General features: G+C 61.9%; 24 protein-coding genes. 8 read left to right on the top strand and 16 right to left on the bottom strand.

Annotation, left to right across the window (positions count from 1 at the left end):
* Positions 1 to 82 precede the first annotated feature (82 nt).
* From FG13_RS25025 to FG13_RS25005, 5 genes are all read right to left on the bottom strand, one after another.
* Positions 83 to 1,015, bottom strand: coding sequence for an electron transfer flavoprotein subunit alpha/FixB family protein (locus FG13_RS25025; protein ID WP_035825398.1), 933 nt, complete (start codon positions 1,013 to 1,015; stop codon positions 83 to 85).
* Positions 1,016 to 1,057: 42 nt separating this feature from the next.
* Positions 1,058 to 1,807 carry an electron transfer flavoprotein subunit beta/FixA family protein gene (locus FG13_RS25020; RefSeq protein WP_034759884.1) on the bottom strand — a complete coding sequence of 250 codons (750 nt, stop codon included), beginning with the start codon at positions 1,805 to 1,807 and terminating at the stop codon, positions 1,058 to 1,060.
* A 243-nt stretch (positions 1,808 to 2,050) separates the two neighbouring features.
* Positions 2,051 to 2,278, bottom strand: a complete 228-nt coding sequence (locus FG13_RS25015) for a sulfurtransferase TusA family protein (protein WP_010395510.1) — start codon at positions 2,276 to 2,278, stop codon at positions 2,051 to 2,053.
* Positions 2,279 to 2,515: 237 nt separating this feature from the next.
* Entirely contained in the window at positions 2,516 to 5,128 is a 2,613-nt protein-coding gene (gene alaS / locus FG13_RS25010; protein ID WP_035825396.1) for an alanine--tRNA ligase, read from the bottom strand.
* Positions 5,129 to 5,249: 121 nt separating this feature from the next.
* Positions 5,250 to 5,690 (bottom strand): Fur family transcriptional regulator, encoded by a 441-nt coding sequence (locus FG13_RS25005; RefSeq protein ID WP_035825393.1) that lies wholly within the window; start codon positions 5,688 to 5,690, stop codon positions 5,250 to 5,252.
* Between the two features lie 158 nt (positions 5,691 to 5,848).
* Between FG13_RS25005 and FG13_RS25000 the strand changes: the two genes are divergently transcribed.
* On the top strand, positions 5,849 to 7,906 hold the full coding sequence (locus FG13_RS25000) for a TonB-dependent receptor domain-containing protein (RefSeq protein WP_035825384.1): 2,058 nt from the start codon (positions 5,849 to 5,851) through the stop codon (positions 7,904 to 7,906).
* Between the two features lie 103 nt (positions 7,907 to 8,009).
* Here the strand turns inward: FG13_RS25000 and ugpQ are convergent, their stop codons facing one another.
* Positions 8,010 to 8,753: a glycerophosphodiester phosphodiesterase gene (ugpQ, locus tag FG13_RS24995; RefSeq protein ID WP_035825382.1), complete on the bottom strand. Its 744-nt coding sequence runs from the start codon at positions 8,751 to 8,753 to the stop codon at positions 8,010 to 8,012.
* 198 nt (positions 8,754 to 8,951) lie between these two features.
* On the opposite strand from ugpQ, the gene FG13_RS24990 reads away from it, so the two are divergent.
* Together FG13_RS24990 and FG13_RS24985 are read left to right on the top strand one after the other, a co-directional pair.
* Positions 8,952 to 10,070, top strand: a complete 1,119-nt coding sequence (locus FG13_RS24990) for a sensor histidine kinase (protein ID WP_035825380.1) — start codon at positions 8,952 to 8,954, stop codon at positions 10,068 to 10,070.
* Positions 10,067 to 10,951 (top strand): LytR/AlgR family response regulator transcription factor, encoded by an 885-nt coding sequence (locus tag FG13_RS24985; RefSeq protein ID WP_035825377.1) that lies wholly within the window; start codon positions 10,067 to 10,069, stop codon positions 10,949 to 10,951. The genes FG13_RS24990 and FG13_RS24985 overlap by 4 nt, the downstream gene beginning before the upstream one ends.
* A gap of 13 nt (positions 10,952 to 10,964) precedes the next feature.
* Here FG13_RS24985 and FG13_RS24980 read toward each other — a convergent pair whose 3' ends face one another.
* Complete coding sequence (locus tag FG13_RS24980; protein ID WP_035825374.1) at positions 10,965 to 11,291, bottom strand: hypothetical protein; 327 nt, start codon at positions 11,289 to 11,291, stop codon at positions 10,965 to 10,967.
* Positions 11,292 to 11,371: 80 nt separating this feature from the next.
* Positions 11,372 to 12,646, bottom strand: coding sequence for an MFS transporter (locus FG13_RS24975; RefSeq protein WP_035825372.1), 1,275 nt, complete (start codon positions 12,644 to 12,646; stop codon positions 11,372 to 11,374).
* Positions 12,647 to 12,754: 108 nt separating this feature from the next.
* On the opposite strand from FG13_RS24975, the gene FG13_RS24970 reads away from it, so the two are divergent.
* Positions 12,755 to 13,657, top strand: a complete 903-nt coding sequence (locus tag FG13_RS24970) for a LysR family transcriptional regulator (RefSeq protein ID WP_035825370.1) — start codon at positions 12,755 to 12,757, stop codon at positions 13,655 to 13,657.
* A gap of 72 nt (positions 13,658 to 13,729) precedes the next feature.
* On the opposite strand, the gene FG13_RS24965 is transcribed toward FG13_RS24970, so the two are convergent.
* The 4 genes from FG13_RS24965 to FG13_RS24950 form a co-directional block, all read right to left on the bottom strand.
* Complete coding sequence (locus FG13_RS24965) at positions 13,730 to 14,602, bottom strand: hypothetical protein (protein WP_035825366.1); 873 nt, start codon at positions 14,600 to 14,602, stop codon at positions 13,730 to 13,732.
* Between the two features lie 19 nt (positions 14,603 to 14,621).
* On the bottom strand, positions 14,622 to 15,410 hold the full coding sequence (locus tag FG13_RS24960) for a hypothetical protein (protein ID WP_035825364.1): 789 nt from the start codon (positions 15,408 to 15,410) through the stop codon (positions 14,622 to 14,624).
* Complete coding sequence (locus FG13_RS24955) at positions 15,400 to 15,912, bottom strand: hypothetical protein (protein WP_035828715.1); 513 nt, start codon at positions 15,910 to 15,912, stop codon at positions 15,400 to 15,402. The genes FG13_RS24960 and FG13_RS24955 overlap by 11 nt, the downstream gene beginning before the upstream one ends.
* A gap of 94 nt (positions 15,913 to 16,006) precedes the next feature.
* Positions 16,007 to 16,300: a DnaJ domain-containing protein gene (locus FG13_RS24950; RefSeq protein WP_010395442.1), complete on the bottom strand. Its 294-nt coding sequence runs from the start codon at positions 16,298 to 16,300 to the stop codon at positions 16,007 to 16,009.
* Positions 16,301 to 16,461: 161 nt separating this feature from the next.
* On the opposite strand from FG13_RS24950, the gene FG13_RS24945 reads away from it, so the two are divergent.
* The 3 genes from FG13_RS24945 (at position 16,462) to FG13_RS24935 (ending at position 21,207) form a co-directional block, all read left to right on the top strand.
* Complete coding sequence (locus FG13_RS24945) at positions 16,462 to 18,228, top strand: glutamine--tRNA ligase/YqeY domain fusion protein (protein ID WP_035825362.1); 1,767 nt, start codon at positions 16,462 to 16,464, stop codon at positions 18,226 to 18,228.
* Between the two features lie 217 nt (positions 18,229 to 18,445).
* Positions 18,446 to 20,305 (top strand): CHASE domain-containing protein, encoded by a 1,860-nt coding sequence (locus FG13_RS24940; RefSeq protein WP_235211803.1) that lies wholly within the window; start codon positions 18,446 to 18,448, stop codon positions 20,303 to 20,305.
* A 188-nt stretch (positions 20,306 to 20,493) separates the two neighbouring features.
* Complete coding sequence (locus FG13_RS24935; RefSeq protein WP_035825357.1) at positions 20,494 to 21,207, top strand: glycine-rich domain-containing protein; 714 nt, start codon at positions 20,494 to 20,496, stop codon at positions 21,205 to 21,207.
* A gap of 87 nt (positions 21,208 to 21,294) precedes the next feature.
* Here FG13_RS24935 and FG13_RS24930 read toward each other — a convergent pair whose 3' ends face one another.
* From FG13_RS24930 to FG13_RS24920, 4 genes are all read right to left on the bottom strand, one after another.
* On the bottom strand, positions 21,295 to 21,534 hold the full coding sequence (locus FG13_RS24930; protein WP_029496207.1) for a hypothetical protein: 240 nt from the start codon (positions 21,532 to 21,534) through the stop codon (positions 21,295 to 21,297).
* A 242-nt stretch (positions 21,535 to 21,776) separates the two neighbouring features.
* The gene (locus FG13_RS30745; RefSeq protein ID WP_081922705.1) at positions 21,777 to 22,046 is read right to left on the bottom strand and encodes a hypothetical protein; all 270 of its coding nucleotides are present in this window, start codon (positions 22,044 to 22,046) and stop codon (positions 21,777 to 21,779) included.
* A gap of 167 nt (positions 22,047 to 22,213) precedes the next feature.
* On the bottom strand, positions 22,214 to 22,474 hold the full coding sequence (locus FG13_RS24925) for a hypothetical protein (RefSeq protein ID WP_035825355.1): 261 nt from the start codon (positions 22,472 to 22,474) through the stop codon (positions 22,214 to 22,216).
* A gap of 83 nt (positions 22,475 to 22,557) precedes the next feature.
* Positions 22,558 to 23,475 (bottom strand): SDR family oxidoreductase, encoded by a 918-nt coding sequence (locus tag FG13_RS24920; protein WP_035825352.1) that lies wholly within the window; start codon positions 23,473 to 23,475, stop codon positions 22,558 to 22,560.
* 12 nt (positions 23,476 to 23,487) lie between these two features.
* Here FG13_RS24920 and FG13_RS24915 point away from each other — a divergent pair, with 12 nt between their 5' ends.
* Entirely contained in the window at positions 23,488 to 24,513 is a 1,026-nt protein-coding gene (locus tag FG13_RS24915) for a CDP-6-deoxy-delta-3,4-glucoseen reductase (protein ID WP_035825350.1), read from the top strand.
* Positions 24,514 to 24,560 lie beyond the last annotated feature (47 nt).

Raw genomic sequence — 24,560 nt, 5'->3', positions numbered from 1 at the left:
CCAAGAAAAAAGCCACGCGCGGCTCGCCGTGTGGGGCGGGCCGGCGTGGCTTTGTCAGTAACAAAACCGGAAGGGGTGTGACTTAACCCAGTTCTTTGACCAGTTGCGGCACGATCTCGAACAGATCGCCCACGATGCCGTAGTCGGCCACGGCAAAGATCGGCGCTTCCGGATCCTTGTTGATGGCGACGATGGTTTTCGAGTCTTTCATGCCGGCCAGATGCTGGATCGCGCCCGAGATACCGACGGCGATGTACAGCGATGGCGCGACGATCTTGCCCGTCTGGCCCACTTGCCAGTCGTTCGGCACGAAGCCGGCGTCGACGGCGGCGCGCGACGCACCCATGGCGGCGCCCAGCTTGTCGGCCAGCGGCTCCAGGATGTGGAAGTTCTCGGCCGAACCCATGCCACGGCCGCCCGACACGATGATTTTCGCGGCGGTCAGTTCAGGACGGTCGGACTTGGCCAGTTCGCGGCCCACGAAGGCCGATTTGCCATTGTCGGCAACGGCGGCGACGGTTTCCGTGGCAGCCGAACCACCGGTGGCGGCAGCGGCGTCGAAACCGGTGGTGCGCACGGTGATGACCTTGACCTTGTCGCCAGATTGCACGGTGGCAATCGCGTTACCGGCGTAGATCGGGCGCTCGAAGGTGTCAGGGGAATCGACCTTGGTGATTTCCGAGATTTGCGCCACGTCCAGCTTGGCAGCCACGCGCGGCAGGATGTTCTTGCCGTAGGCGGTGGCTGGCGCCAGGATGTGGCTGTAGTTGCCGGCGATGGCCAGTAATTGCTCGGCCACGTTTTCGGCCAGGCCGTCGGCGAAGTATGGCGCGTCGGCAAGGATGACTTTCGTCACGCCGGCGATTTGCGCGGCGGCAGCGGCGGCGGCCGATGCGTTCGAACCTGCGACCAGTACGTGCACGTCGCCGCCGCACTGGGCAGCCGCGGTCACGGTGTGGTGGGTGCTGCCCTTTAAGGTAGCGTTGTCGTGTTCAGCAATAACTAATGCGACCATGATGTGTCCTGTAATTGTTCTGGATAAACGGCGAGGCCGCGCTTAGATGACTTTGGCTTCGGTACGCAGCTTGGCGACCAGCGTAGCGACGTCCGGGACCTTGATGCCGGCCGAGCGCTTGGCTGGTTCGACGACTTTCAGGGTCTTCAGGCGTGGCGCAACATCGACCCCCAGGTCTTCCGGCTTGACGGTCTCGAGCGGCTTTTTCTTTGCCTTCATGATGTTCGGCAAGGTCACATAACGTGGCTCGTTCAAACGCAGGTCGGTGGTGATGATTGCTGGCAAGGTCAATGCCAGGGTTTCCAGGCCGCCGTCGACTTCGCGGGTAACGGTGACTTTACCGTCTTCCAGCACGACTTTCGAAGCGAACGTGGCTTGCGGCCAACCCAGCAGGGCAGCGAGCATCTGGCCGGTCTGGTTGCTGTCGTCATCGATGGCTTGCTTGCCCAGGATGATCAGTTGCGGCTGCTCTTTCTCGGCCAGGGATTTCACCAGCTTGGCCACGGCCAGCGGTTCCAGTTCGGTCGTCGTTTCCACCAGGATGCCGCGGTCGGCGCCGATGGCCATGGCCGTGCGCAGGGTTTCCTGGCACTGCGTCACGCCGCAGGAGATGGCGACCACTTCAGTGACCTTGCCAGCTTCTTTCAGGCGCATCGCTTCTTCCAGCGCGATCTCATCGAAAGGGTTCATCGACATTTTGACGTTGGCGGTATCGACGCCAGTGCCGTCACTCTTGACGCGGACTTTGACGTTATAGTCGACCACGCGTTTGACGGGTACCAAGACTTTCATAGCTATGCCTTTGGGAAATTATAAAAATGACGGATCAAGTGCTGATTGTGCGTTCGATTATAAGAGAAATTTGAATCTTGAACCGAATTTAAGCACGATCGTGCGATTTTTTGTTAGAGCAATCCATCTAAACTGTCCAGCTTCGGGGATTTCAGGGGTGTCCGCCGCTACGCTGCAGGGCAGCAAAAGGGCTGGCTCAGGAAGGAAAACCAGGCCGCGCCACGGCGGCCCCGGCTGGCAGAATTATTTGCGTTGCATCAGGAAGACGAATTCGGTACCCGTCTGCACATGCGACAGCAGGGCATTGCCCGTTTGCTTGGCGAAAGCCTGGAAGTCGCGCACGGAACCGGGATCGGTTGCCATGATGCGCAGCACTTCCCCGCTCTGCAGCTCTGACAAAGCCTTTTTCGCCTTCAGAATCGGCAACGGGCAATTCAAGCCCCGCGCGTCGAGTTCTTTGTGAAATTCCATAATCTCGGTATCAAGTAGTGTGTCGCTCATCATCAATATCCCACCATTGTTTTGTTGTACTGATTTTCGACATACTACTCTAAATCAGGGGCATTGACGCGCTGCACCAAAATAGTTCATCGGCTGTTGTGGTGTCACAACGAGATTCCACACGGCAAAACGGCCCGCAAACACCGTCTGCGGGCCGTTTTCAAGGGGCTGTGGGGCGAAAACCCCGCATGCCCTCTAGCTTACGCCTTATTTTGCGCGCTCGCCGACCCAGGCCGGCACGCCAGCCAGGGCGTTCGCCAGACCGCTAGCATCGGTACCGCCAGCCTGCGCCATATCGGGGCGTCCGCCGCCTTTTCCGCCCACTTGCTGTGCAACGAAGTTCACCAGTTCGCCCGCTTTGACCCTGGAAGTCGCGTCCGCCGTCACGCCGGCGATCAGGCTGACCTTGCCGTCCGCCACGCTGGCCAGCACGATGGCGGCCGTTTTCAGCTTGTCCTTCAGCTTGTCCATGGTTTCGCGCAGACGGGCCACGTCGGCGCCGTCCAGCACGGCCGCGAGCACCTTGATGCCGTTGACATCGACGGCTTGCGTGACCAGTTCATCGCCCTGGCCCGAGGCCAGTTTCGATTTCAGCGCGGCCAGTTCCTTCTCCAGCGCCTTCACATGATCCTGCACCTGGCCGATGCGGGCAGTCAGTTCTTCCGGCTGCGCCTTCAAGGCGTTGGCCGCTTCGACCAGGCGGCGGTTGATGGTTTGCACCAGCGCCAGCGCGCCCTCACCCGTCACGGCTTCGACGCGGCGGATGCCGGCGGCAACACCGCTTTCGCCGATGATCTTGAACAGGCCGATGTCGCCCGTGCGCTGCACGTGGACGCCGCCGCACAGCTCTTTCGAGCTGCCGATATCGAGCACGCGCACTTCGTCGCCGTATTTCTCGCCGAACAAGGCCATCGCGCCATGCTTGACGGCATCGTCAAACGACATCAGATGCGCTTGCGTGGCGCGGTTTTCCAGGATCTCTTTGTTGACGATGGTTTCCACGGCGGCGATCTGCTCGGCAGTCATCGGCGCATTGTGGCTGAAGTCGAAACGGGTCTTGTCCGGGTCGACCAGCGAACCCTTTTGCGCCACGTGGCTGCCCAGCACTTCGCGCAAGGCCTTGTGCATCAAGTGCGTGGCCGAGTGGTTGCGGATCGTGCGCGCGCGCTTGGCCGTGTCGACCTGCGCAGAGACGGCGTCGCCCACTTTCAACACGCCCGACTCGAGCACGCCGTGGTGGCCGAACACGTCAGCCTGGATTTTCAGGGTGTCGCTGACGGCAAAGCTGCCGGCGCCCGAGGAAATCACGCCCTGGTCGCCCACCTGGCCGCCCGATTCCGCGTAGAACGGCGTCGTGTCGAGCACGACGATGCCTTCCTGGCCAGCTTTCAGTTCCGTGACCTGCGTGCCGGCCGCGTACAGCGCGACGACCTTGCCGCTGAACGTCAATTGATCGTAGCCGACGAATGTGTTTTTCTCGCCCGTGTACTCGACCTTGCTGTCCTTGTGCGTCTTGCCGCCCTTGCGCGACAGTTCCTGGCTTTCCTTCAGTGCCGCATCGTAGCCGGCCTGGTCGAAAATGATATTGCGTTCGCGGCAAATGTCGGCCGTCAGGTCTGGCGGGAAGCCGTAGGTTTCGTACAAAGTAAAAGCGGTAGCGCCGTCGATGCCGGTGGCATCCTTGGCCAGCTGCGCTTCCAGCACTTTCATGCCCGTTTCCAAGGTTTCGCCGAAACGCTCTTCTTCGGCTTTGAGCATGTTGGCGACGTTGTCTTTCGCTTCTTCCAGCTCCGGATAGGCGCCGCCCATCTCGATGGCGAGGTCAAACACCAGCTTGTAGAAGAACGGTTTCGTCTGGCCCAGCTTGTGGCCATGGCGCAAGGCGCGGCGGATGATGCGGCGCAAGACGTACGCGCGGCCTTCGCTGCCCGGAATGATGCCGTCGACGATCATGAAGGCGGCGGCGCGGATGTGGTCGGCGATCACGCGCAGCGACTTGTTTTCCAGGTCCGTGGCGCCCGTTTCGCGCGCGGCAGCCTTGATCAGGTGCTGGAACAGGTCGATTTCATAGTTCGAATGCACGTGCTGCAGCACGGCGGCCAGGCGCTCCATGCCCATGCCCGTGTCGACGCATGGCTTCGGCAACTTGTGCATGACGCCCGCTTCGTCGCGGTTGAACTGCATGAACACCAGATTCCAGATTTCAATGAAGCGGTCGCCATCTTCGTCAGGCGAACCCGGCGGGCCGCCAGGAATGTCGGCGCCGTGGTCGTAGAAGATTTCCGTGCACGGACCGCATGGGCCCGTGTCCGCCATCTGCCAGAAATTGTCCGACGCGTAGCGCGAGCCCTTGTTGTCGCCGATGCGGATGATGCGCTCGACGGGCACGCCAATTTCCTTGGCCCAGATATCGTACGCTTCGTCATCTTCGATGTAGACGGTGACGGTCAGCTTGTCGGCCGGCAAGCCATATACCTTGGTCAGCAGTTCCCACGCGTATTGAATCGCGTCGCGCTTGAAATAGTCGCCGAAGCTGAAGTTGCCCAGCATTTCAAAGAAGGTATGGTGGCGCGCCGTGTAGCCGACGTTTTCCAGATCGTTGTGCTTGCCGCCGGCGCGCACGCAGCGCTGCACCGAGGTGGCGCGCGTGTACGGACGGCTGTCCGTGCCCGTAAACACGTCCTTGAATTGCACCATGCCGCTGTTCGTCAACAGCAAGGTCGGATCGTTGCCTGGCACCAGGGAGCTGGAACGGACGATGGAATGGCCCTTGGACTCGAAAAATTTGAGGAACTTGTCGCGGATTTCAGTTGATTTCATGTTTTTTTGGCAAAGAGTGGCGGCAGCTTTAAAGGGAAGATTATACGTGATCTAGGTACGGGAATTGGCGCCGGGCAGGCAGCATTGTTGCAAGCCTGCCCATGGATGCCGCCCTGCCCGCTCAGGCCGGGTCGTGGTGGCTGGCGCAGGCGTGCGGGGCTGTGCCAGCCACACTGGCGCCGGCCGCCGCATTGCAGTCGGCGCAACGGCCGTACAGGGTCAGCTCGTGGCGCTCGACAACAAAGCCTTGCGGCGCCATGCGCTTCAAGTCGCCCGGGCAATCATGCACGTCGAACACGCGCTGGCAGGTGGTGCACTGGAAATGGTGGTGGTGGTGATTGGCGACAGCGTTCGACTCGTAGCGCGGGTTTTCACCCGGCAAGGTCACCACGTGCACTTTTTCTTCCAGCACAAGGGACTTCAAGTTGCGGTAAACGGTGGCAATGCCCAGCTGCGTCACTTGCAAGCTGGCCTGTTCGAGGATTTCCTGCGCCGACAGGGGGCGCTGGGCCGACTCGATGGCGGCTTGAATAGCGGTTTTTTGACGTGTTGTGCGTTCCATAGCCGACAGAATACACCATCCGCCTGTATCTACCGCCCGGAAAAACTGTCACACAGTAATGATAATGGGTTATCATTATCAACTTAGGGCAGGCTATTTCCTTTTCACGCGCTGCCCCAACCCTGCCAACACCGATAGCCGATAAGGAAATCTTGCCCATGTCCGTACGTCCTCACCAACCCACTCCCCTCGCGCTGGCCATCATGCTGGCCTTTGCCGCTCCCGCCAGCGCACTGGCGCAGCAGGCGACAACCTTGCCTGCCGTCACCGTCTCGGCCAGCGCGCTGGCCCTGGGCAGCGACGACATGAGCACGCCCGTCACTGTACTGGAAGGCGAGGCACTGGTGCTGGCAAGGGCAGCGACCCTCGGCGAAACGCTGGCCGGCCAGCCCGGCATCACGTCCAGCCATTTCGGCGCCGGCGCCAGCCGTCCCATCATCCGCGGCATGGATGGCCCGCGCGTGAAAGTGCTGTCCGATGGCGCCGAAGTGCAGGATGCATCGACCATCAGCCCCGACCATGCTGTCGCGGCCGAACCGATGCTGTCGGAACAGATTGAAGTCTTGCGCGGCCCGTCCGCACTGGCGTATGGCGGCGGCGCCGTCGGTGGCGTCGTCAACGTAATCGACAAGAAAATCCCCACGCGCGTGCCGGCAAAGGGCTTGGAAGGCAGCGCGGAAGTGCGCGCCAACTCGGCCGCGCGCGAAAAGGCAGGCGCCTTTGAAGTGACTGGCGGCTCCGGCAACATCGCTTTCCACGCGGAAGGCGTCAAGCGCGACGCGAAAGAATACAAGGTCGGCAGCGGCTGGGAAGGCGGCTCGACAGTAGGCGGCAGCTACAACAAGACGGACACGGGCAGCGTGGGCGTGTCGTGGGTAGGTCAGCGCGGCTTCCTGGGCCTGGCTTTCACCAGCCAGCACGCGGAATACGGCTTGCCTGGCCACAACCACGAATTCGAAAGCTGCCACCCGCACGGCACGCACCTGCATTGCGGCGGCCACGAGGGCCACGGCCATGGCGACGAAGAAGAACATGAGCACGAGCATGAACACGAAAGCGTGCCCTACGTGAAACTGAAGAGCGAACGCTGGGACGTGCGCGGCGAATTGCGCGACCCCGTGCCCGGCTTCGCCAAGCTGCGCCTGCGCGCCGCGTTCACCGATTACAAGCACGATGAAATCGAAGGCACGCAAATCGCCACCACGTTCAAGAACAAGGGCCACGATGCACGCCTGGAAATGGAACACCATCCCGTCTTCGGCTGGCGCGGCGTAGTCGGCCTGCAAACGTCGAAGCGCGATTTCTCGGCCTTGGGCGAGGAAGCGTACGTGGCGCCGACGGTTACGAAGAAACACGCGGCCTTCCTGGTGGAAGAATACAAGCTCGACCAATGGCGCTTCGAAGCGGGCTTGCGCCACGAATGGCAAGACATCACGGTCGACAGCGCCACCTTGCAAGACCGCAGCGCCAAGGGCACCTCGATCTCCCTGGGTGCCGTGTGGAAATTTGCGCCGCAATATTCGCTCGGCTCGACCATTTCCCGCACCCACCGCCTGCCCAGCGCCGAAGAACTGTATGCGCACGGCGTGCACATGGCCACGGCCACGTATGAGCTGGGCAATGAAAACCTGGGCAAGGAAACGTCGAACAATATCGACTTGACCTTGCGCAAATATGCGGGCGCCACGACCTTCTCGGCCAGCGCCTACCGCAACAAGGTCGACAACTACATCTTCGGTTCCACCCTGGACAACCACGAAGGCTTCCAGCTGATCCAGTACGCCCAGCGCGACGCCACGTTCACGGGTGTCGAAGGCCAGATCCGCCAGCAACTGACCCCCATGTTCGGCGCCAGCGTGTTCGGCGACTACGTGCGGGCCAAGCTGGCCGACGGCGGTGGCAACTTGCCGCGCATCCCGGCCCAGCGTTTTGGTGTGAAGTTTGATGCCAACTGGCAGGCGTGGAGTGGCGTGGCCGAGCTCTACCGAGTGGGCAAGCAAGACAAGGTTGCCGCGTTCGAAACGGCAACGCCTGGCTACAACATGCTCAACCTCTCCGCCAACTACGACACGCGCATCGGCACGACGCCAGCCCAGTTCTACATCAAGGCGAACAACCTGACGAATGAGCTGGCGTACAGCCACACCTCGTTCATCAAGAATGCGGCACCGTTGATGGGGCGTAACTTGACGGTCGGCATGCGCGTGACTTTCTAAGCTGTTTGAAACGTAGGTCGGCTTAGCGCGCAAGCGCGTAAGCCGACAACACCAGCGGCGCCAACAATGTTGTCGGATTACGGCGCTGCGCGCCTAATCCGACCTACGCCATGGATGGAATAATATCTATCCTGTCCGTACAAAACCCATCCACGCCCCAGGCCAGCAGCTCGCTGGCCCGCTCCGGTGTGTTGACGGTGTAGCAGAACAGCCCGTATCCCGCCTCCTTGACCTCTCGCGCCAGTTCCGGCGTCAGCTGCTGGTGGTCGCAATGGATGGCCACCACGTCCAGCTCCTTCGCCTTTTTTACCCAATCATCCGGTATCTGTTCGACCAGCCAGCCGCGCGCCAGTTCCGGGGCCGCCTCGCGCGCCGCTTCCAATGCAGCGATGCTGAACGACGATAGCAACGGCAATAACTCTCCTGCAGCAATTTCCTTTGCGAAATAATCGCGCGTGGCGCGTGCCACGGTCTTGCCCGTGGACACGTCGAAGCCGGGCGCCGGCTTGATTTCGATATTCATCCAGATGCGTTGCGCCTTGCAATAGTCCACCACGGCCTCGAACGTGGGCACGCCTTCGCCCGCGAATGCGGGGCCGAACCAGGCGCCCGCTTCCATTTCTCCCAACTGCGCGGCCGTGTAGTCATTGACCTGGCCGCTGCCGGCCACGGTGCGGCCCAGCTCGGGGTCGTGCACGACGACGGGCACGCCGTCGGACGCCAGCATGACGTCGAATTCCACGGCGCGGTAGCCGTAGGCGAGGCCGCAGCGCAGGGCGGCCAGGGTATTTTCAGGCGCCAGGGTGCCGCCGCCGCGGTGCGCCAGGGTGCGTGGATAGGGCCACATGGGATTTCCTTTATCGCAATTTTATGGATGCAAGACTGTCTTGCCATACTATCCCGTGCCAATGCTGAAAAGTAAAGCGGCCCCGTTTGGCGACGCGCCGCGGTGAATGGCGGCGCGCCAGTCCCGTTTCGTCGCAGCTCTGTTGCGCCCTGGCCTGCGCTGGCACACAATGCCCCATCGCTACCAGCAGACACCACCATGAAAACCGACGCTCCCTCCGCCGATACGCCAATAGCCAAGGCCAGGTCTCCGTACTACCGCATGCTGCACGATGCCCGCTACGCGCTGGCGCTGAACGTGATCTGCGCGCTTGTCATCACGTTCATCCTCAATCCGGGCAGCCATTTTGGCCAAAACCTGATCGCCTCGATGTGCATCGGCACGATCGCCTTCCTGCTGATCGACGGTGTGCGCCTGACGTTATGGGGCGCGGACCAGCGGCCCAGATTCCTGCCCTTCATGCTCATCATCCTGATTTCCGTGCCCGTGGCGCAAATATTGGGCTTGGCCCTGTTCAGCTGGCTGACGGGCGTGGACGTGGGGGGCTTTGAAAACCTGCTGCCCACGCAAATGATGGGCACACTCGTATTCACCCTGCTGGCCACGGGAGGCGCCGTGCTGTTTTTCTCCAGCCGCGAAAAGATTGCCCGCCTGCAAATGGCGGCAGCCGAGGAAAAAGCCCGCGCCGAATCCGTGGCGCGCCAGGCCATGCAGGCCCAGCTGCAGCTGCTGCAGGCGCAGATCGAACCGCACATGCTGTTCAATACCCTGGCCAACCTGCAGGGCCTGATCAGCTTTGATCCGGAGCGCGCCCAGTTGCTGCTCGACCAGCTGATCCAGTATTTGCGCGCCACGCTTTCTTCCTCGCGCGCCGAGTCCACCACCCTGGAGCAGGAATTTTCCCTGATGCAAGCCTACCTGGGCCTGATGTCGATACGCATGGGCCCGCGCCTGCGCTTTGCGCTGGAATTGCCCGATGCCTTGCGCCAGGTCAAGGTGCCGCCCATGCTGCTGCAGCCGCTGGTGGAAAACGCCATCCAGCATGGCCTGGAACCGAAGATCGAAGGCGGCCATATCCACGTGCAGGCCGCCACCGACGGCGGCGTGCTGATTCTTACCGTCAGCGACGATGGCCTGGGCCTCGACCATCCGGGCCAGACCAAGGGCACGCACCTGGGCGTGGCGAATATCCGCGAACGCCTGCGCGGCATGCATGGCGATACCGCCAGCCTGTCGCTGGCCGCCAACCATCCGGCGGGCGCGACGGCCCGCCTGACATTCCCCCTTCCATCCACCATCACGAGTCCCCTCGCATGAGCCAATACACTCCACGCGCGCCACGCGCCCTGATCGCCGAAGACGAACCGATACTCGCCGCCGCCCTCGCGCACGCCTTGCAGCGGCTGTGGCCAGAGCTCGACATCGTTGCCACCTGCCCCAATGGCGTGGAAGCCTTGCGGCAAGGCCTGGCGCTGCAACCCGACATCCTCTTTCTCGACATCAAGATGCCAGGCAAGACGGGCCTGGAAGCGGCAGAGGAACTGGCGGAACAGTGGCCCGACGGTGTTGCGTTTCCCCACATCGTGTTTGTGACCGCCTACGACGAATATGCGCTGGCCGCTTTCGAGCACGCGGCCGCCGACTACGTCTTAAAACCCGTCAACGATGCGCGACTGGGCAAGACGGTGGAACGGCTGCAGCAGCGCTTGCGCGACAGCGGCGGTGGCAGCGGCACCGCTGCAACCACAGTAACGGCAGCAGCAACCCCAGCACCGGCGCCAACCACCACGGCAACGCAGGCAGCCGAATCCGCCAGCGACGACAACATGGCCCGCCTGCTGAGCCAGCTGCAAGCCATGCTGCCCCTCGCCCCGCGCCTGCAAATGATACGGGCCGCCGTCGGCAACAGCGTGCGCATGATCGCGCTGGCCGACGTCGTGTATTTCGAAGCGCTGGACAAATACATCAACGTCGTGTGCCAGGACAGCGAAGCGCTGATACGCACGAGCCTGAAGGAACTCTTGCCCCAGCTGGACCCGCAACAATTCTGGCAAATCCACCGGGGCACCATCGTCAACGCCAGCGCCATCGCCACGGCCGTGCGCGACGAGGCCGGCAAGCTGTCGCTGACCCTGCGCCAGCATCCGGCGCAACTGCGCGTCAGCCCTTTATATGCGCATTTGTTCCGCCAGATGTAGCTAATGCAGCTGGTTAATGTAGCTGGTGCTTCAGGTCCGACAACTCATCGTGCACCTTGAGCACGGCGCTCTTCATTTCCGGCGTGACGCTGACCGCCGTGCCGCAGGCCCGCTTGGCGCGGTCGCCCAAGGATTCCATCTGGTCGACGGCTTGCCGGATGCGCGCATCGTCTTGCGTGTCGATGGCTTGCCGTACGGCGCTCTTTTGCTGGTCCAACTGGTTGATGCAATCCTTCAAGTCCATCGGCATGCCCTGCTGCTTGCCGCACAGCTGGGCCGCCTGGCCGATCGCGTGTTCGATGGCGCCAAAGCGCCGTGCCACTTCCTTTACCTGCATCATGATGATCTCCTGTTCGCGTGGTGTCCGGGTTGGATCGCCAAGCTGGCACAGGGTTCCCCGCCACGGCCAAATCGCAGGACTCAGCCCACCGCGTCGCGCGCGCCCAGCGGCTGCAAATGGCGCAGGCGCAAGGCGATCAGCACGCCGCCGCCCAGGCACAGGCCCAGCATAATGATGACGCCCGTCCAGCCGTCGAAGCCCCACATCATGCCCGAGGCGGAGCCGATCAGGCTTGATCCCAAATAATAGAACAGCAGATAGAAGGCCGAGGCCAGCGCCTGCGGCGCGCGGGCGCGGCGGCTGACCCAGCTGCTGGCGATCGAGTGCGAGGCAAAGAAGCCGAAGGTGGCCAGCGCCATGCCGATGACGATCAGCGGCAGCGAATCGAACAGGGTCAATAAAATACCGGACAACATCACCGACAGCATGATCCACAGCACGCCCCGGCGCCCGAGCCGGTCCACCAGCCGGCCCGCCCAGACGGAACTGAAGATGCCGATCAGATACAGAAAGGCCAGCAAGCCGACCGTGCTCTGGCGCAAGCCAAATGGCGCGGCCAGCAGGCGGTAGCCGATGTAGTTATACAGGCTGACGAAACAGCCCATCAGCACGAACGCCAGGCAGAACAGCCACGGCAAGCCCTTATCGGAAAAATGCTGTTTTATCGCGTGCGGCAAGGCATTCCAACCCTTGGTACTGGGCACGAAATTTTTCGATGCGGGCAGGCTGCGCCAGAATTCCATGGCGGCCAGCACGCCGGCCACGCCCAGCACGCCCAGGGCCCAGCGCCACGACAGGAAATCGCTGAGCATGGACGCGATCAGCCGGCCCGACATGCCGCCAAACGCGCTGCCCGCAATATACAAGCCCATCGACAGCCCCAGGGACGGCCCCTCGATTTCCTCGCCCAGATACGCCATGGCCACGGCCGGCATGCCGCCCAGGGCCACGCCCAGCGCGGCGCGGATCGCCAGCAGTTGCGCATAATCCTGCGCGAAGGCGGACAAAATGGTCAAAATCGCGGCGGAAAACATCGACGCCACCATCAAGGGCTTGCGCCCGACCCGGTCCGACACGGCACTGAGCAGTACCAAGGAAATGGCCAGCAAGCCGCTCGACACGGAAAGCGACCAGCTGCTTTGCGCCGGCGTCAGATGAAACTGCTGCGACAGCAGCGGGAACAGGGGCTGTATGCAATACAGCAAGCTGAAGGTGGAAAAGCCGCCGAAGAACAGGGCGCGGTTGCTGCGCTTGAATTCGATGGAACCCTTGGCGATGGCCGTGCGGGGAACGGGTGCAGAAACCGGAATGGCGGATGGGGCAGCGGGGGCAAAGGCAAGCGATGAATCAGACATGGCCGTGTTTCGAAGAAGGAGCGAGTCTTCATCTTAGGATTGCCAACTCATATCGTCCAATATATATTCAAGGCCCAACTCATACTTTAAAACGATTACTGGACGAATATGGAACTGCGCCACCTGCGTTACTTTGTCGCCGTCGCCGAGGAGCTGCACTTCACGCGCGCGGCCGAGCGCCTGCACATCGGCCAGCCGCCGCTGAGCCAGCAAATCCAGGCGCTGGAAGCGGAATTGGGTGCGCAGTTGTTCGAGCGCAACAAGCGCTCCGTGCGGCTGACGGAAGCAGGCCGCCTTTTCCTCGACGATGCGCGGCGCATCCTGGCCCTGTCGGAACAGGCAGCCGTCACGGCGCGCCGGGCACAGCGGGGTGAAGCGGGCGAATTGCGCATCGGTTTTACCTTTTCCACGCCGTTCACGCCCTACTTCGCCACCGTCATCAACCGCTACCGCCAGCAGTTTCCGCACGTCACCTTGACCCTGCACGAAATGGCGACCCTGCATCAGCTCGAAGCGATCAGCGGCCGCACCATGGACCTGGGCTTCGTGCGCCCGCCGGAAACGACGTATCCATCCGATATCAAGCTGACGCAATTGCGCCAGGATCCGCTGTTCCTCGTCTTGCCCGTCGCCCATGCGCTGGCGGCAAAACAGGCCATTGCCATTGCCGACATGGCGGGCGAAGGTTTTGTCATGTACCCCAAGGATGCGGGCACGGGAATTTATCCGCAGATCTTCCGCCTGTGCAAGGCGGCCGGCTTCGTGCCCCAGGTGGCGCAGGAAGCGGGCGAGGCGTCAACCATCATCGGCCTGGTGGCGGCCGGCTGCGGCATTTCCGTGCTGCCCGCCTCGTTCGACCGCATCCGCATGGATGGCGTGTGCTACCGCCCCATCGCCGACCCGCAGGCGACCACCAGCTTATTACTTGCACAAAGGGAAGAAGAGACGTCGCCGCTGGTGGCGGCGTTTGTAAAACTGGCCGAAGAGGCGGCCATGGAAGAGAAAGAATAGGCCGATGAGGTCGGCGTAGGTCGGATTAGGCCGCAGGCCGTAATCCGACAATCGCATGCGTCAAGTCGCAGGTCACGAATAATCCGCATCCAGCTCCGAACCCGCATAATTTTCCAGGTCCTCGAACAGGCTCTTCATGCTGGCCCGCGTGAGGATTTTATGCACGACGGTGCAGCTGCGGCGGTACGACTCTATGCGGTCGAGCAACACGGGATGGTGCTGCACGGGCACCTTGGCCACCAGGGCGGCCCAGCCTTCCTCGAAGTCGGGCTTGTTCTTGCGCACGGAACGCACAAAGCGTTCAAACTCCTTCTGGCCCGTGCGCGCGATGATGCGCCCGCCGCCTTCGATGGCGAAGATGATGGCCAGGGCGATGACGCCCTCGGCATTCAAGTCGCTGTCGCTGACGGGACCGTTGTCATGGTGGCGGCGCAGCCAGCCGGCCAGGCGCACGACGGCTTGCACTTCCTTGCGCTGTTGCAACTGCACCGCATACTTTTCATAGCCGGCCCAGTTCTGGTTCGGGTCGGCCTGGCAAATATCGATGAACAGTTCGCGCAGGCGCCGCTGCAGGTAGACGGGGTCCTGGTCGTATTCACCCACCAGGGCGTCTTCGGGCAGCTGCGACAATTCCTTGATCAGGCGGAAGCCCACCTGGAATGCGTGCTCGGCACCGTGTTCGACGAGGAAGTCGAGGGCCGCCTGGTCGCCTTCATGCGTGACGGCCTGCTCCAGGCCCAGGGACACGCCGCCCACCGTCAGGTACAGCGCTTTCTGGATGCCGTCGGCCGTGCGTTCATTCGTGAACTTCTCGGCCACCATGGCCGTGATGCCCGTCAATTCGTCGGCCAGGTTCAAGGCCGCGTCTTCGCGCGGATCGCCCGGCAACAGTTTGATGGCGCGCACCAGGCGCGGAAGATTCTCTACAACAATTGCTGGCAGCATTAGACGTTCCCTGCTTTCATTACGAGAAAATGCCCGTGCCCAGGCTGCGGCGCGTGCTGGAACGCGGCGCGCTGCGCGTGCTCGGCACTTGCTTGCGCAGGCGGTACAGCAATTCCTTGGTGCTCCGCTGCAACATGGTCGGTTCTTCGTCCGGATCGTCCGAGTATTCCGCGTCAGCCAGGTCGGCGCTGTGGCGGAAGTCAGGGAACAGCTCGAACAGCGAGCGGTCCCAGCCGTCTTCATTCGCTTGCGCCAGCTCGATGGCCAGCGGCACGACGTCGTTGTCGGAAGACGTCACGCCCGTCACGTACGGTCCCTTGATGACGATTTCGCCCGCCACTTCGAGGATTTCCTTCGGCGCCATCGAGAACAAAATGGCGAACGCCGTGGCGCCCCAGTCGGTGGCCGATGCTTCCAGCAGCAGCTCGCGGCGGCGCTCGGCGTCGTCGGTGGAAAACACCACGCCGTGGATGTGCGCGAACAGCGACTCGGCGATGCGTTCCGGATCGTCCTCGATCTGGTCGTCGCTCCACGTGGCGGCGATGAAGGCCAGGCTGTCGGCCCAGGCCTTCGGCGGCACCAGCAGGGTGGCCAGCGACATCTTGCCGCCATCAAAGCCGGCCAGATGCAGGGCCGTCACCTGCGGCGGGATGGCGCTCAGCACTTCCACCACGGCCAGATCGCCATACTGGTCGGCCGCATCGGCAAACGCCTGCTCGGCGTGGCCCAGCGAACCGGACAGCACCAGTTCCGTGACCTGTTTCGTCAGCGCGGGAAGATTGCTCTTTTGTTCCGTGTTATCGGCCATGGTCATCTCCATCCTGGTCAAACATCTGGGCGAAATCGTCGGTGGCTTCGTCTTCGTCGTGATCGTCGTCGCCATCGTCATTGGCGGCCAGCTGGTCGAGCGACTGGTCGTCGTCGTCCCACAGGCGCGGGTTCTTGTGCAGGAAAGCCGTGATGATGGCCTGGCGCGCCAGGTCGGGGAAGCTCTCTTCGATGGCGGCGTACATCTTCGCCGCTTCCGGCGCGGCGCACGCGGCCATGGAAAACACGCGGGCCGTATCGCCGAATTCGTAGTCTTCGCTTTCGGCCAGCAAGCCTTTCGGGTCGCTGAACGTGATGTGATCGACCAGCGCGAAGGCCAGCATGTTCACGTCTTCGATGCCGCCGCCGCTCGCGTATTCGCCCACCAGCGCGTCGACCATGCTTTTGTAGTTCTTGCGGTTCGGCGGGTCGCCGAGGATGCCTTCGATCTGGCCTTCCAGCTCGCGCGACTGATACGCGAATTCAGGGTGTACTCTTCTCATGCTGTGCTTTCCAATGTGATGCGCGGCGCTGATAAAAGCGCCGTTGTTGTTGTTTTTCAAATCATTCGGGCTGGCCGGGCGGCCGCCGGCAGGCTTAGTCTGCTGGCAGAACGGTGCCGTGCAGGCGGAACACGCCGCACCACAGGGCATAGGCTTCCGCTTCCGGGTCGATGATGATGCGGTGGTTCACGCTCTGGTCATATTCGGCGCGCTTGGCCGGGTCGGCCAGGATTTCATATGCCTTGGTCACGCTCTTGAAGCGCGCCTCGGCGCCGGGGGCCTGGTTGCGGTCGGGGTGGAAGCGCATGGCCAGCGAACGGTAAACCTTCTTGATTTCATCGTCGCTGGCATTGGGCGCGACACCGAGGACGTTATATAAATTTTCCATAAAAGGCTCCGGGGTCACGTTTTTCTACTAATTAAAGGCGAATTATCCTATAGAACGGCGTCGGCGTCGCTTGCATGCCGGGAAATGGGGGTAAATACGTGCTTATAAAGCGCTTGCGGTACGGTAAAATGCTTTTTACTGTCACTCTTCCGCATTGATCAATGAGCAACGATAAACCGAATACCGCCGCGCCAGCGCTGGCGCCCAATTTCTTGCGTAACATCATCGAAGCCGACCTGGCCGCCGGCGCCCACGTGCGTCCCGGCCTGCCCCAGGTGATCACGCGTTTCCCGCCGGAGCCGAACGGCTACCTGCACGTGGGCCACGCCAAGTCGATCTGCGTCAACTTCGGCCTGGCGCGCGACTACGCCGGCCAGTGCAACCTGCGCTTCGACGATACCAATCCGGCCAAGGAAGAACAGGAATACGTCGACACCATCATGGACAGCGTGAAATGGCTGGGCTTTGACTGGGAGCCGAAGCAGGCCGATGGCCAGAGCCACCTGCATTACGCGAGCGACTATTTTGACCAGCTGTACGCGATGGCCGAGTACCTGATCACGGCCGGCTTTGCGTATGTCGACAGCCAGAGCGCCGAAGACATGGCCGCCAACCGCGGCAATTTCGGCCAGGCCGGCAAGAATTCGCCATTCCGCGACCGTCCGCGCGACGAATCGCTGGCCCTGTTCCGCGCCATGAAGGCGGGCCAATTCAAGGATGGCGAGCACATCCTGCGCGCGAAGATGAGCGAAGATGCCATGAGTTCGCCGAACATGAACTTGCGCGATCCAGCCATCTACCGCATCCGCCACGCGCATCACCACCGCACGGGCGACGCCTGGTGCATCTATCCGATGTACGACTACACGCACCCGATCTCGGACGCGCTGGAAAACATCACGCATTCGATTTGCACGCTGGAATTCCAGGATCACCGCCCATTCTACGACTGGCTGCTGGAAACCCTGTCGGCCGGCGGCTTCTTCGCCAAGCCCGTGCCGCATCAGTTCGAATTCTCGCGCCTGAACCTGACCTACATCGTCACCAGCAAACGCAAGCTGCGCCAGCTGGTGGAAGAAAAAATCGTCGACGGCTGGGACGACCCGCGCATGCCGACCCTGGTGGGCATGCGCCGCCGCGGCTACACGCCGGAAGCGATTCAGCTGATGTGCGAACGCACGGGCGTTACCAAGTCCGACGGCTGGATCGACTACAGCGTGCTCGAAGGCTGTTTGCGCGAAGATCTGGACCCGAAAGCGCCGCGCACGGTGGCCGTGCTGCGTCCGTTGAAACTGATCATCGACAATTTCCCTGAAAACGACAGTGTGGAATGCACGGCGCCCGTGCATCCGCACTTCCCCGAGCGCGGCCTGCGCACCTTCCCCATCTCGCGCGAGCTGTGGATCGAGGAAGACGACTTCATGGAAGTGCCGAATAAAGGCTATTTCCGTTTGTATCCGCCGATCGACGACAAGCCGGGCAGCAAGGTTCGCCTGCGCTATGGCTATGTGATCGAGTGCACGGGCTTTGACAAGGATGAAAACGGCAAGGTCATCGCCGTGCATTGCACCTACTTCCCGGACAGCAAGTCGGGCACGGAAGGCAGCGCCAATTACAAGGTCAAGGGCAATATGCACTGGGTCAGCGCGCCGACGGCGATTCCCGCCGAAGTGCGCCTGTACGACCGCCTGTTTACAGACCCGCAGCCGGACGCGGGCGGCAAGGACTTCAAGCTGGCCCTGAATCCGCTGGCCAAGGAAGTGGTGCAAGCGTGGCTGGAACCGGGTGCGGAACTGGCCCAGCCGGAACAGCGCTTCCAGTTCGAGCGCCACGGCTACTTTGCGGCCGACCGTGTGGACAGCCAGCCTGGCAAGCCCGTCTTCAACCGCATCGTCACCCTGAAAGACAGCTGGCAGCCCGCCAAATAAGGCGCGCATGCCGCTCACCCCAAAAAACCGCTGCGGCGGTTTTTTTTCGTTTCAACCATATATATCACCTGAGAATATTGCCAGTTGACTATATTCACGATAATTTTGTATATTAGGCAGCTATTGAGCAATTTACAATGTCGATGGCGCTTCTACAACGCAGTCCAGCCTCCGCCGCCCAGGCGGCACCCGATTCCTCTTCCTGATGCGGATGGCGATGTCTTCTACTGCCAGCGAACACCCCTTATCTGTTGAAAAAAGACCGCTGTGGCTGCTCGGCTTTGTGATGTCGATGGTGGTGGGCCTGTTGTTCTACATGGCAGCCTCGCTGTCGATCGAAAGCGATGCCAGCGAACAGTTCAACAATCTGGCGCGCAATACCCAGAAAAGCATCGAATCACGCACCAAATCGTATGCCAACCTGCTGCGCGGCACCGCCAGCCTGTTCCACGCCAATGCGCACGTGAGCCGCGAGCAATTTCACCGCTACGTGGCAAACCTCGCCCTGCAACAGAACTATCCGGGCGTGATGAATCTCAATTACAGCCAGGAACTCGACGAGACGCAGCGCGCCGCCTTCGAAGCGGCCATGCAACACGACTATCCACCCGGGCGCGACGGCTATCCGGCGTTTGCCATCCATCCGCCTGCCCCACGCGCCCATTATTCCGTGCTCGTCTACGTCGAACCGATCGCCAGCGCCCCGGATAAGTATGGCTATGACATCGCCTCGCGCCCCCTGATCGCCGAAACGCTGGCGCAGTCGCGCGATTCCGGGAACGTCAGCAATTCCGGCATGCCCGTGCCGATGCACGGCCGCCCCCAATTGACGGCCATGGCCATGCGCCTGCCCGTGTACCGCTTCGGCATGCCGGTCGCTACGGTGGAGCAGCGGCGCGCCGCTTACCAGGGTTCCGTCGGCATCGGCTACGACCTGGTGTCGATGATGCGCAGCGCCCTGGCCGACATGCCGGTACGCAACGTCCGCCTGACCGTGTTCGATATCGGCCCGCAGGCGCCGGAACAGCCGGACTTGCCACTACAGTTGCCGCACAACATGCGCCCCATCTTCGACAGCACGACGGCGGGCATGCATGCGCCATGGTGGCAGCCCGGCAGCTCGGGCCGCTATCTGAGCAGTACGATGCTGATCGAACACAATGGCCGCGTGTGGCAAGCGCTGTTCAGCGTGCGCAAGAGCGACCTGTATTCACGCTTCGACGCCTTCCTGCCGTGGCTGGCCCTGCTGATCGGCTGTGCCAGCACCATGCTGCTGTATATGCTGTTCCACACGCTGGCGTCGTCGCGCCGGCGCGCCATCCAGATGGCGACGGGCATGACGGAGGAATTGCGCGCCAGCCAGATCCGCCTGCAACTGTCGCACCAGAAACTGCGCCGGCTGGCGGCGCACGCCGACCAGATCAAGGAAGAAGAGCGCAAGCGCATCGCGCGCGAAATCCACGACGACCTGGGACAGAACCTGCTGGTGCTGCGCATCGACGCCGACATGCTGGCCTCGCGCACGCAACGCCGCCATCCGCGCCTGAACGCCCGCGCCCGCTCGACCCTGGAGCAGATCGACGCCACCATCAAGAGCGTGCGGCAAATCATCAACGACTTGCGCCCTACCGTGCTGGACCTGGGCGTGAATGCGGCCGTCGAGTGGCAGGTGGCGCAATTTCGCCAGCGCACGGGCATCGCCTGCGAAGTGAACGAAAGCCATGACGACATTTGCCTCAGCGATCAATGCGCGACGGCCCTGTTCCGCATCCTGCAAGAGTCGCTCAGCAACATTTCCCAGCATGCGAATGCCAGCCGCGTGCAAGTCAAGCTGGAAAAGTGCCGCGATACGGTGTCGATGAGCATCAGCGACAACGGCGTGGGCGCGGCCATCGACGGGCGCAACAAGCTGGGCTCGTTTGGCCTGGTGGGCATCGAGGAACGCATAAAATTGCTGGGCGGCACTTTTTACATCGAAAGCAGCCCCGGCGCCGGCATGAGCGTGCACGTCAGCGTGCCGCTGGGCGCGGACGCCACCGCCTTTCCCTACCAGGAAGAAAGCCGGGCCAGCAGCTGACAGGCGCGCGCCCGCATGAAGCAAGCTCAGCTTGCATATTTCGTAATTAGATGCAATATTGATGTAGAACAACTCAGCGCCCGCCCGCCATGGGCCAGGCATTCCTCGACCACTTGCCAGGAGTACACAGCCGCCGCTTTCCCTTGCTTCACCGTATTTCCCACAACGCTCTTTACAAAAGGACATTCATGGATACGAACGACAGTTTCAAGGCAATTGCAGATTTGAATTTGGACGCGATCAAGGTCAAGCTGATGCACCGTGAGTCAGGCGAAGGATGGAGCCTGGAGAAGGCGAATGCGGTGGAATTCGAATACCGCCGCTTCCTGATCCTGATGAAACAATTTCCACAAGAAGAGACGGCACCGTTGATGGACGTCGATACCTTCTGGCACTACCACATCCTCGACACCCTGAAATATGCGGCGGACTGCGAACAGGTGTTCGGCTACTTCCTCCACCACTTCCCGTACATCGGCTTGCGCGGCGAAGACGACGAAGCGGCGCACCACCGCGTGGGCGAGCGCATGAAGCAATTGTATGAGCAAACGTTCGGGGAAGATTATATCCGCGCAGAAACGGCGTATTCGGGGCGTGCGGTACAGGCGGCGTATTCGGGACGGGCAGTACAAGCGGCGTATTCTGGACGGGCTGTGCAAACAGCATTTTCCAGTGCGGCGGTACAGGCGACGGCTTACTCGGGCCGGGCCGTGCAGACGGCGTTTTCCAGTGCGGCGGTACAGGCGACGGCGTATTCGGGCCGCGCGACCGGGCTTGCCAGCACCGCATTTTCCAGCGCACCAGCCTCATTGACGGCAGCGGTGGTCAAGTCGTCCTCGACTGGCCAGGAAATGGGGCGTTTCTATGTCGATCGTCCGGTACTGAACCGCGACGCGCAATAGAAAAGCGGAAAACAGATGTGGCTGCCGCACGCGGCAAGCCTGACTTACCCAGACGGCACCTCTCAGTTTGCCGTCTGTCAGGCGCTCTTAGGCAGCCATCAACTCGCGCAATTCACGAATGCTGAAATCGCTGATTTCATGCATGCGGATAAGGATCGTGGCGCCGATCGGCAAGGTATTGTGACGAATCTTGCTGATGACCGGTGGCGCCACTTCCAGAGCTCGCGACAAGGCGGCATCGTTTTTCAGTTGCAGCTTGTCGATGATCGCGTCGAGGACGCGATTCGGGTTGTAGGTAGGCAAAGAGGTAATTTGTTTGAGAGACATGATCAAAAATCCGTACTTGTTGTATTAGAGCAATAAGAAACCGAATGTCTCTTCTGCAATAATTCAGGGTAAACACACTAAAAAGCGCCATCACTTATGCGGCTTTTACGCCGCAAACAATATAATACACGCTATTGTTGATTTTTGCGTAACTTAAAGCAAAATTGTGATAATTGAAGAGAATTGACGCACTTGGAATGTGCTAGAGGATAACTCAAATCGGGAAAGTTTGCTGCACGTCATCAGTTTTTACGATGAGCAACACCGCTATGCATGAGCCAGGCTATCGCCATGAGGGTGCTCAGGCGGGCCATTTCCGCGGATAAATGCCAGCCTTGCACGGCCACGCCGGCCGGAGTGGCCGGAACGCAAGTGCATGCGGCATCGTCCACACGGCACCAGGCCAGTTGCCGGCGAATTTCATCGGGTGGTGGCGGCGGCTGCAGCGCACGTTCGCGCCGGCGCATATAGGCGCGCACCTGTTCCTTGCTGGGGTGACTCGTCGTTCGCATGGCTCGCTCCTGCTGACGGGAAACAGCGTCACGCTCTGCAGAGCTCGCCACAAGAGCCCAGACGCGTGACGACATCGCTCACCATATCGCCAGCGCGCCGTGGCGCGTTTGCGCTGCATCAAATGGCAAGGCCCCGGCGTTGCGCCGAAGCCCGTACTGCCCCATCCTTACTTCTTTTGCTGGCGCACGCGCTGCTGCTGTTTTTCCTGCGTTTGCTGGCGATTCTGCTTGCGCTCGAACAGGGTGACCGCATCTTTCTTGGCTTGCTCGGCGGTACGCATTTCTTCATGCGCATCGTGCGGGACAAAAAATTCGGCGTCCTGCGCCGCCACCACCAGCTTGATGGCGGCCTCGTCGTCGAGGTCGTACAGTTCCGTCAGGACGGTGGTGACCTCGTCCAGGTATTCTTCGTAAGTGAGGGTGCTCATGCGGTATTCCTTAAGTGAGTGGCGCAGCGCGGGAACGGCGCGCTGCGCGCCGGCCCAGCAAAGTGCGCAGATAACCGGCCATTTTACCTGATGCCGGCGCCATCGGCTGACAGCGACTGCAAGGCATCGGCCACGCGGGCATAGCGCAGGCGCACGCCCAGTTCGCGCTTGAGGCGCGCATTGTGCAGGCGGCGCGACTCGGACATGAACGACAGCAGCATCGGCGTAACCACTTGCCGCAGCTCGGCACGCGGCAGGCGCGGAGGGCGCGGCAGGCCGAACGTGTCGGCCACGGCGTCGAAATACTCGGCCATTTTGAGTTCGCTGTCATCGCTGGCGTGATACACGCGTCCCGGCTTGCCCCGCCACAAGGCCCGCTCGATGATGCGCGCCAGGTCGTCGGCATGGATATGGTTGGTGTAGACATCATCTTCCGCGGCCAGGGCCGGCGTGCCTTCGCGCAAGCGCTTCAAAGGCAGGCGGTCGTCCGCATAAATGCCGGGCACGCGCAGGATGGCCACCCTGGCGCCGCGGCGCGCGCCCCAGCCGCGCAAGACCTGTTCCGCGTCGACGCGCCGCTTCGCGCGCGCATTGGCCGGCGCCGTCGGCCGTGTTTCATCGACCCAGGCACCGGCGCAATCGCCATACACGCCGCTGGTGCTCACATACACCATGCGGGCATGCTCGGGTAAAATGGCGGCCAGATTGCGCGTGCGCTGGTCCAGCAAGCCCGACGACCGGGGCGGCGCCAGGTGCACGATCATCGTCGCCAGTCCCGCCAGCCGTTTCAGGCTGGCGCGGTCGTCGAGGTTGGCCACGATGGGCACGGCGCCGGCTTCCCGCAACTGCGCGCAGCGCGCCGGCTGGCTGGTGACGGCAAAGACGCGAAAACGCGCCGCTAGCTGCGGCAGCAGCCGCATGCCGACGTCGCCGCAGCCCAGGATCAGCAAGCGCGGCAAGCCTGACGGCTTGCGCAAAGAGTGCATTAACATATTTTTCATCTCAAGGATTGTATGACTTTTCAAATTACTGTTCAGCCCAGCGGCCACCAATTCAGCTGTGAAGCGGACGAAACCGTCCTGTCGGCAGCGATACGCGCCGGCGTCGGCCTGCCGTACAGCTGCAAGAGCGGCGCCTGCAGTTCCTGCAAGGGCAAGATCGTCTCCGGCAACGTACAGCATAAGCCATACCAGGCCCGCTCCCTGACGGAAGATGAAGCGGCCGCTGGCTATTCGCTGCTGTGCTGCGCCGTGCCCCAGGGCGACCTCGTGGTGCAGGCGCGCGAAGTGGCGGGCAGCAGCGACTACCCGATCAAGAAAATGCCGTCGCGCGTGACCACCATCGAGAAAGTCGCTCCCGACGTCGTCGTGCTGACCCTGCAATTGCCAGCCAGCGAGCGCCTGCACTACCGCGCCGGACAGTATATCGAAATCATGCTGCGCGACAACAAGCGCCGCAGCTACAGCATGGCCAGCGCGCCCGTCGAAGGCGGCCCGGTCAGCCTGCACATCCGCCACATGCCCGGCGGCCTGTTCACGGACCAGGTGTTTGGCAGCATGAAAGAGCGCGACATCCTGCGCTTCGAAGGACCCATGGGCACCTTCTTCCTGCGTGAAGATTCCGACAAGCCCATCGTGCTGCTGGCCTCGGGCACGGGCTTTGCCCCGCTGAAAGCCATCGTCGAGCACATGATCAACGAGCAATCGCCGCGCCCGATCACCCTGTACTGGGGCGGCCGCCGTCCGCACGACCTGTACATGGATGCGCTGTGCCGCCAGTGGGCCGCCGACTTGCCGCAGTTCACCTATGTGCCCGTCGTCTCGGACGCCTTGCCGGAAGACGCGTGGGAAGGCCGTACGGGCTTCGTGCACCAGGCCGTCATCGCCGACTTGCCGGACATGTCCGCATACCAGGTGTATGCCTGCGGCGCGCCCATCGTCGTCGAATCGGCCAACCGCGATTTCGTGCAGCTGTGCCAGCTGCCAGCCGACGAGTTTTACGCGGACGCCTTCACCACGGAAGCCGACCTGGCCAAGTAAGCGTCACCGTCCAGACAGCGGGGCGCGGCTGGTGCGGCGCCCGCTGC

Origin of the sequence: Janthinobacterium sp. RA13 (assembly GCF_000745325.1) — a bacterium.
Lineage (GTDB): Bacteria > Pseudomonadota > Gammaproteobacteria > Burkholderiales > Burkholderiaceae_D > Janthinobacterium > Janthinobacterium rivuli.
Note: the sequence above shows the minus strand (reverse complement) of the source record. Positions and strands in the feature narration are given on the sequence as shown.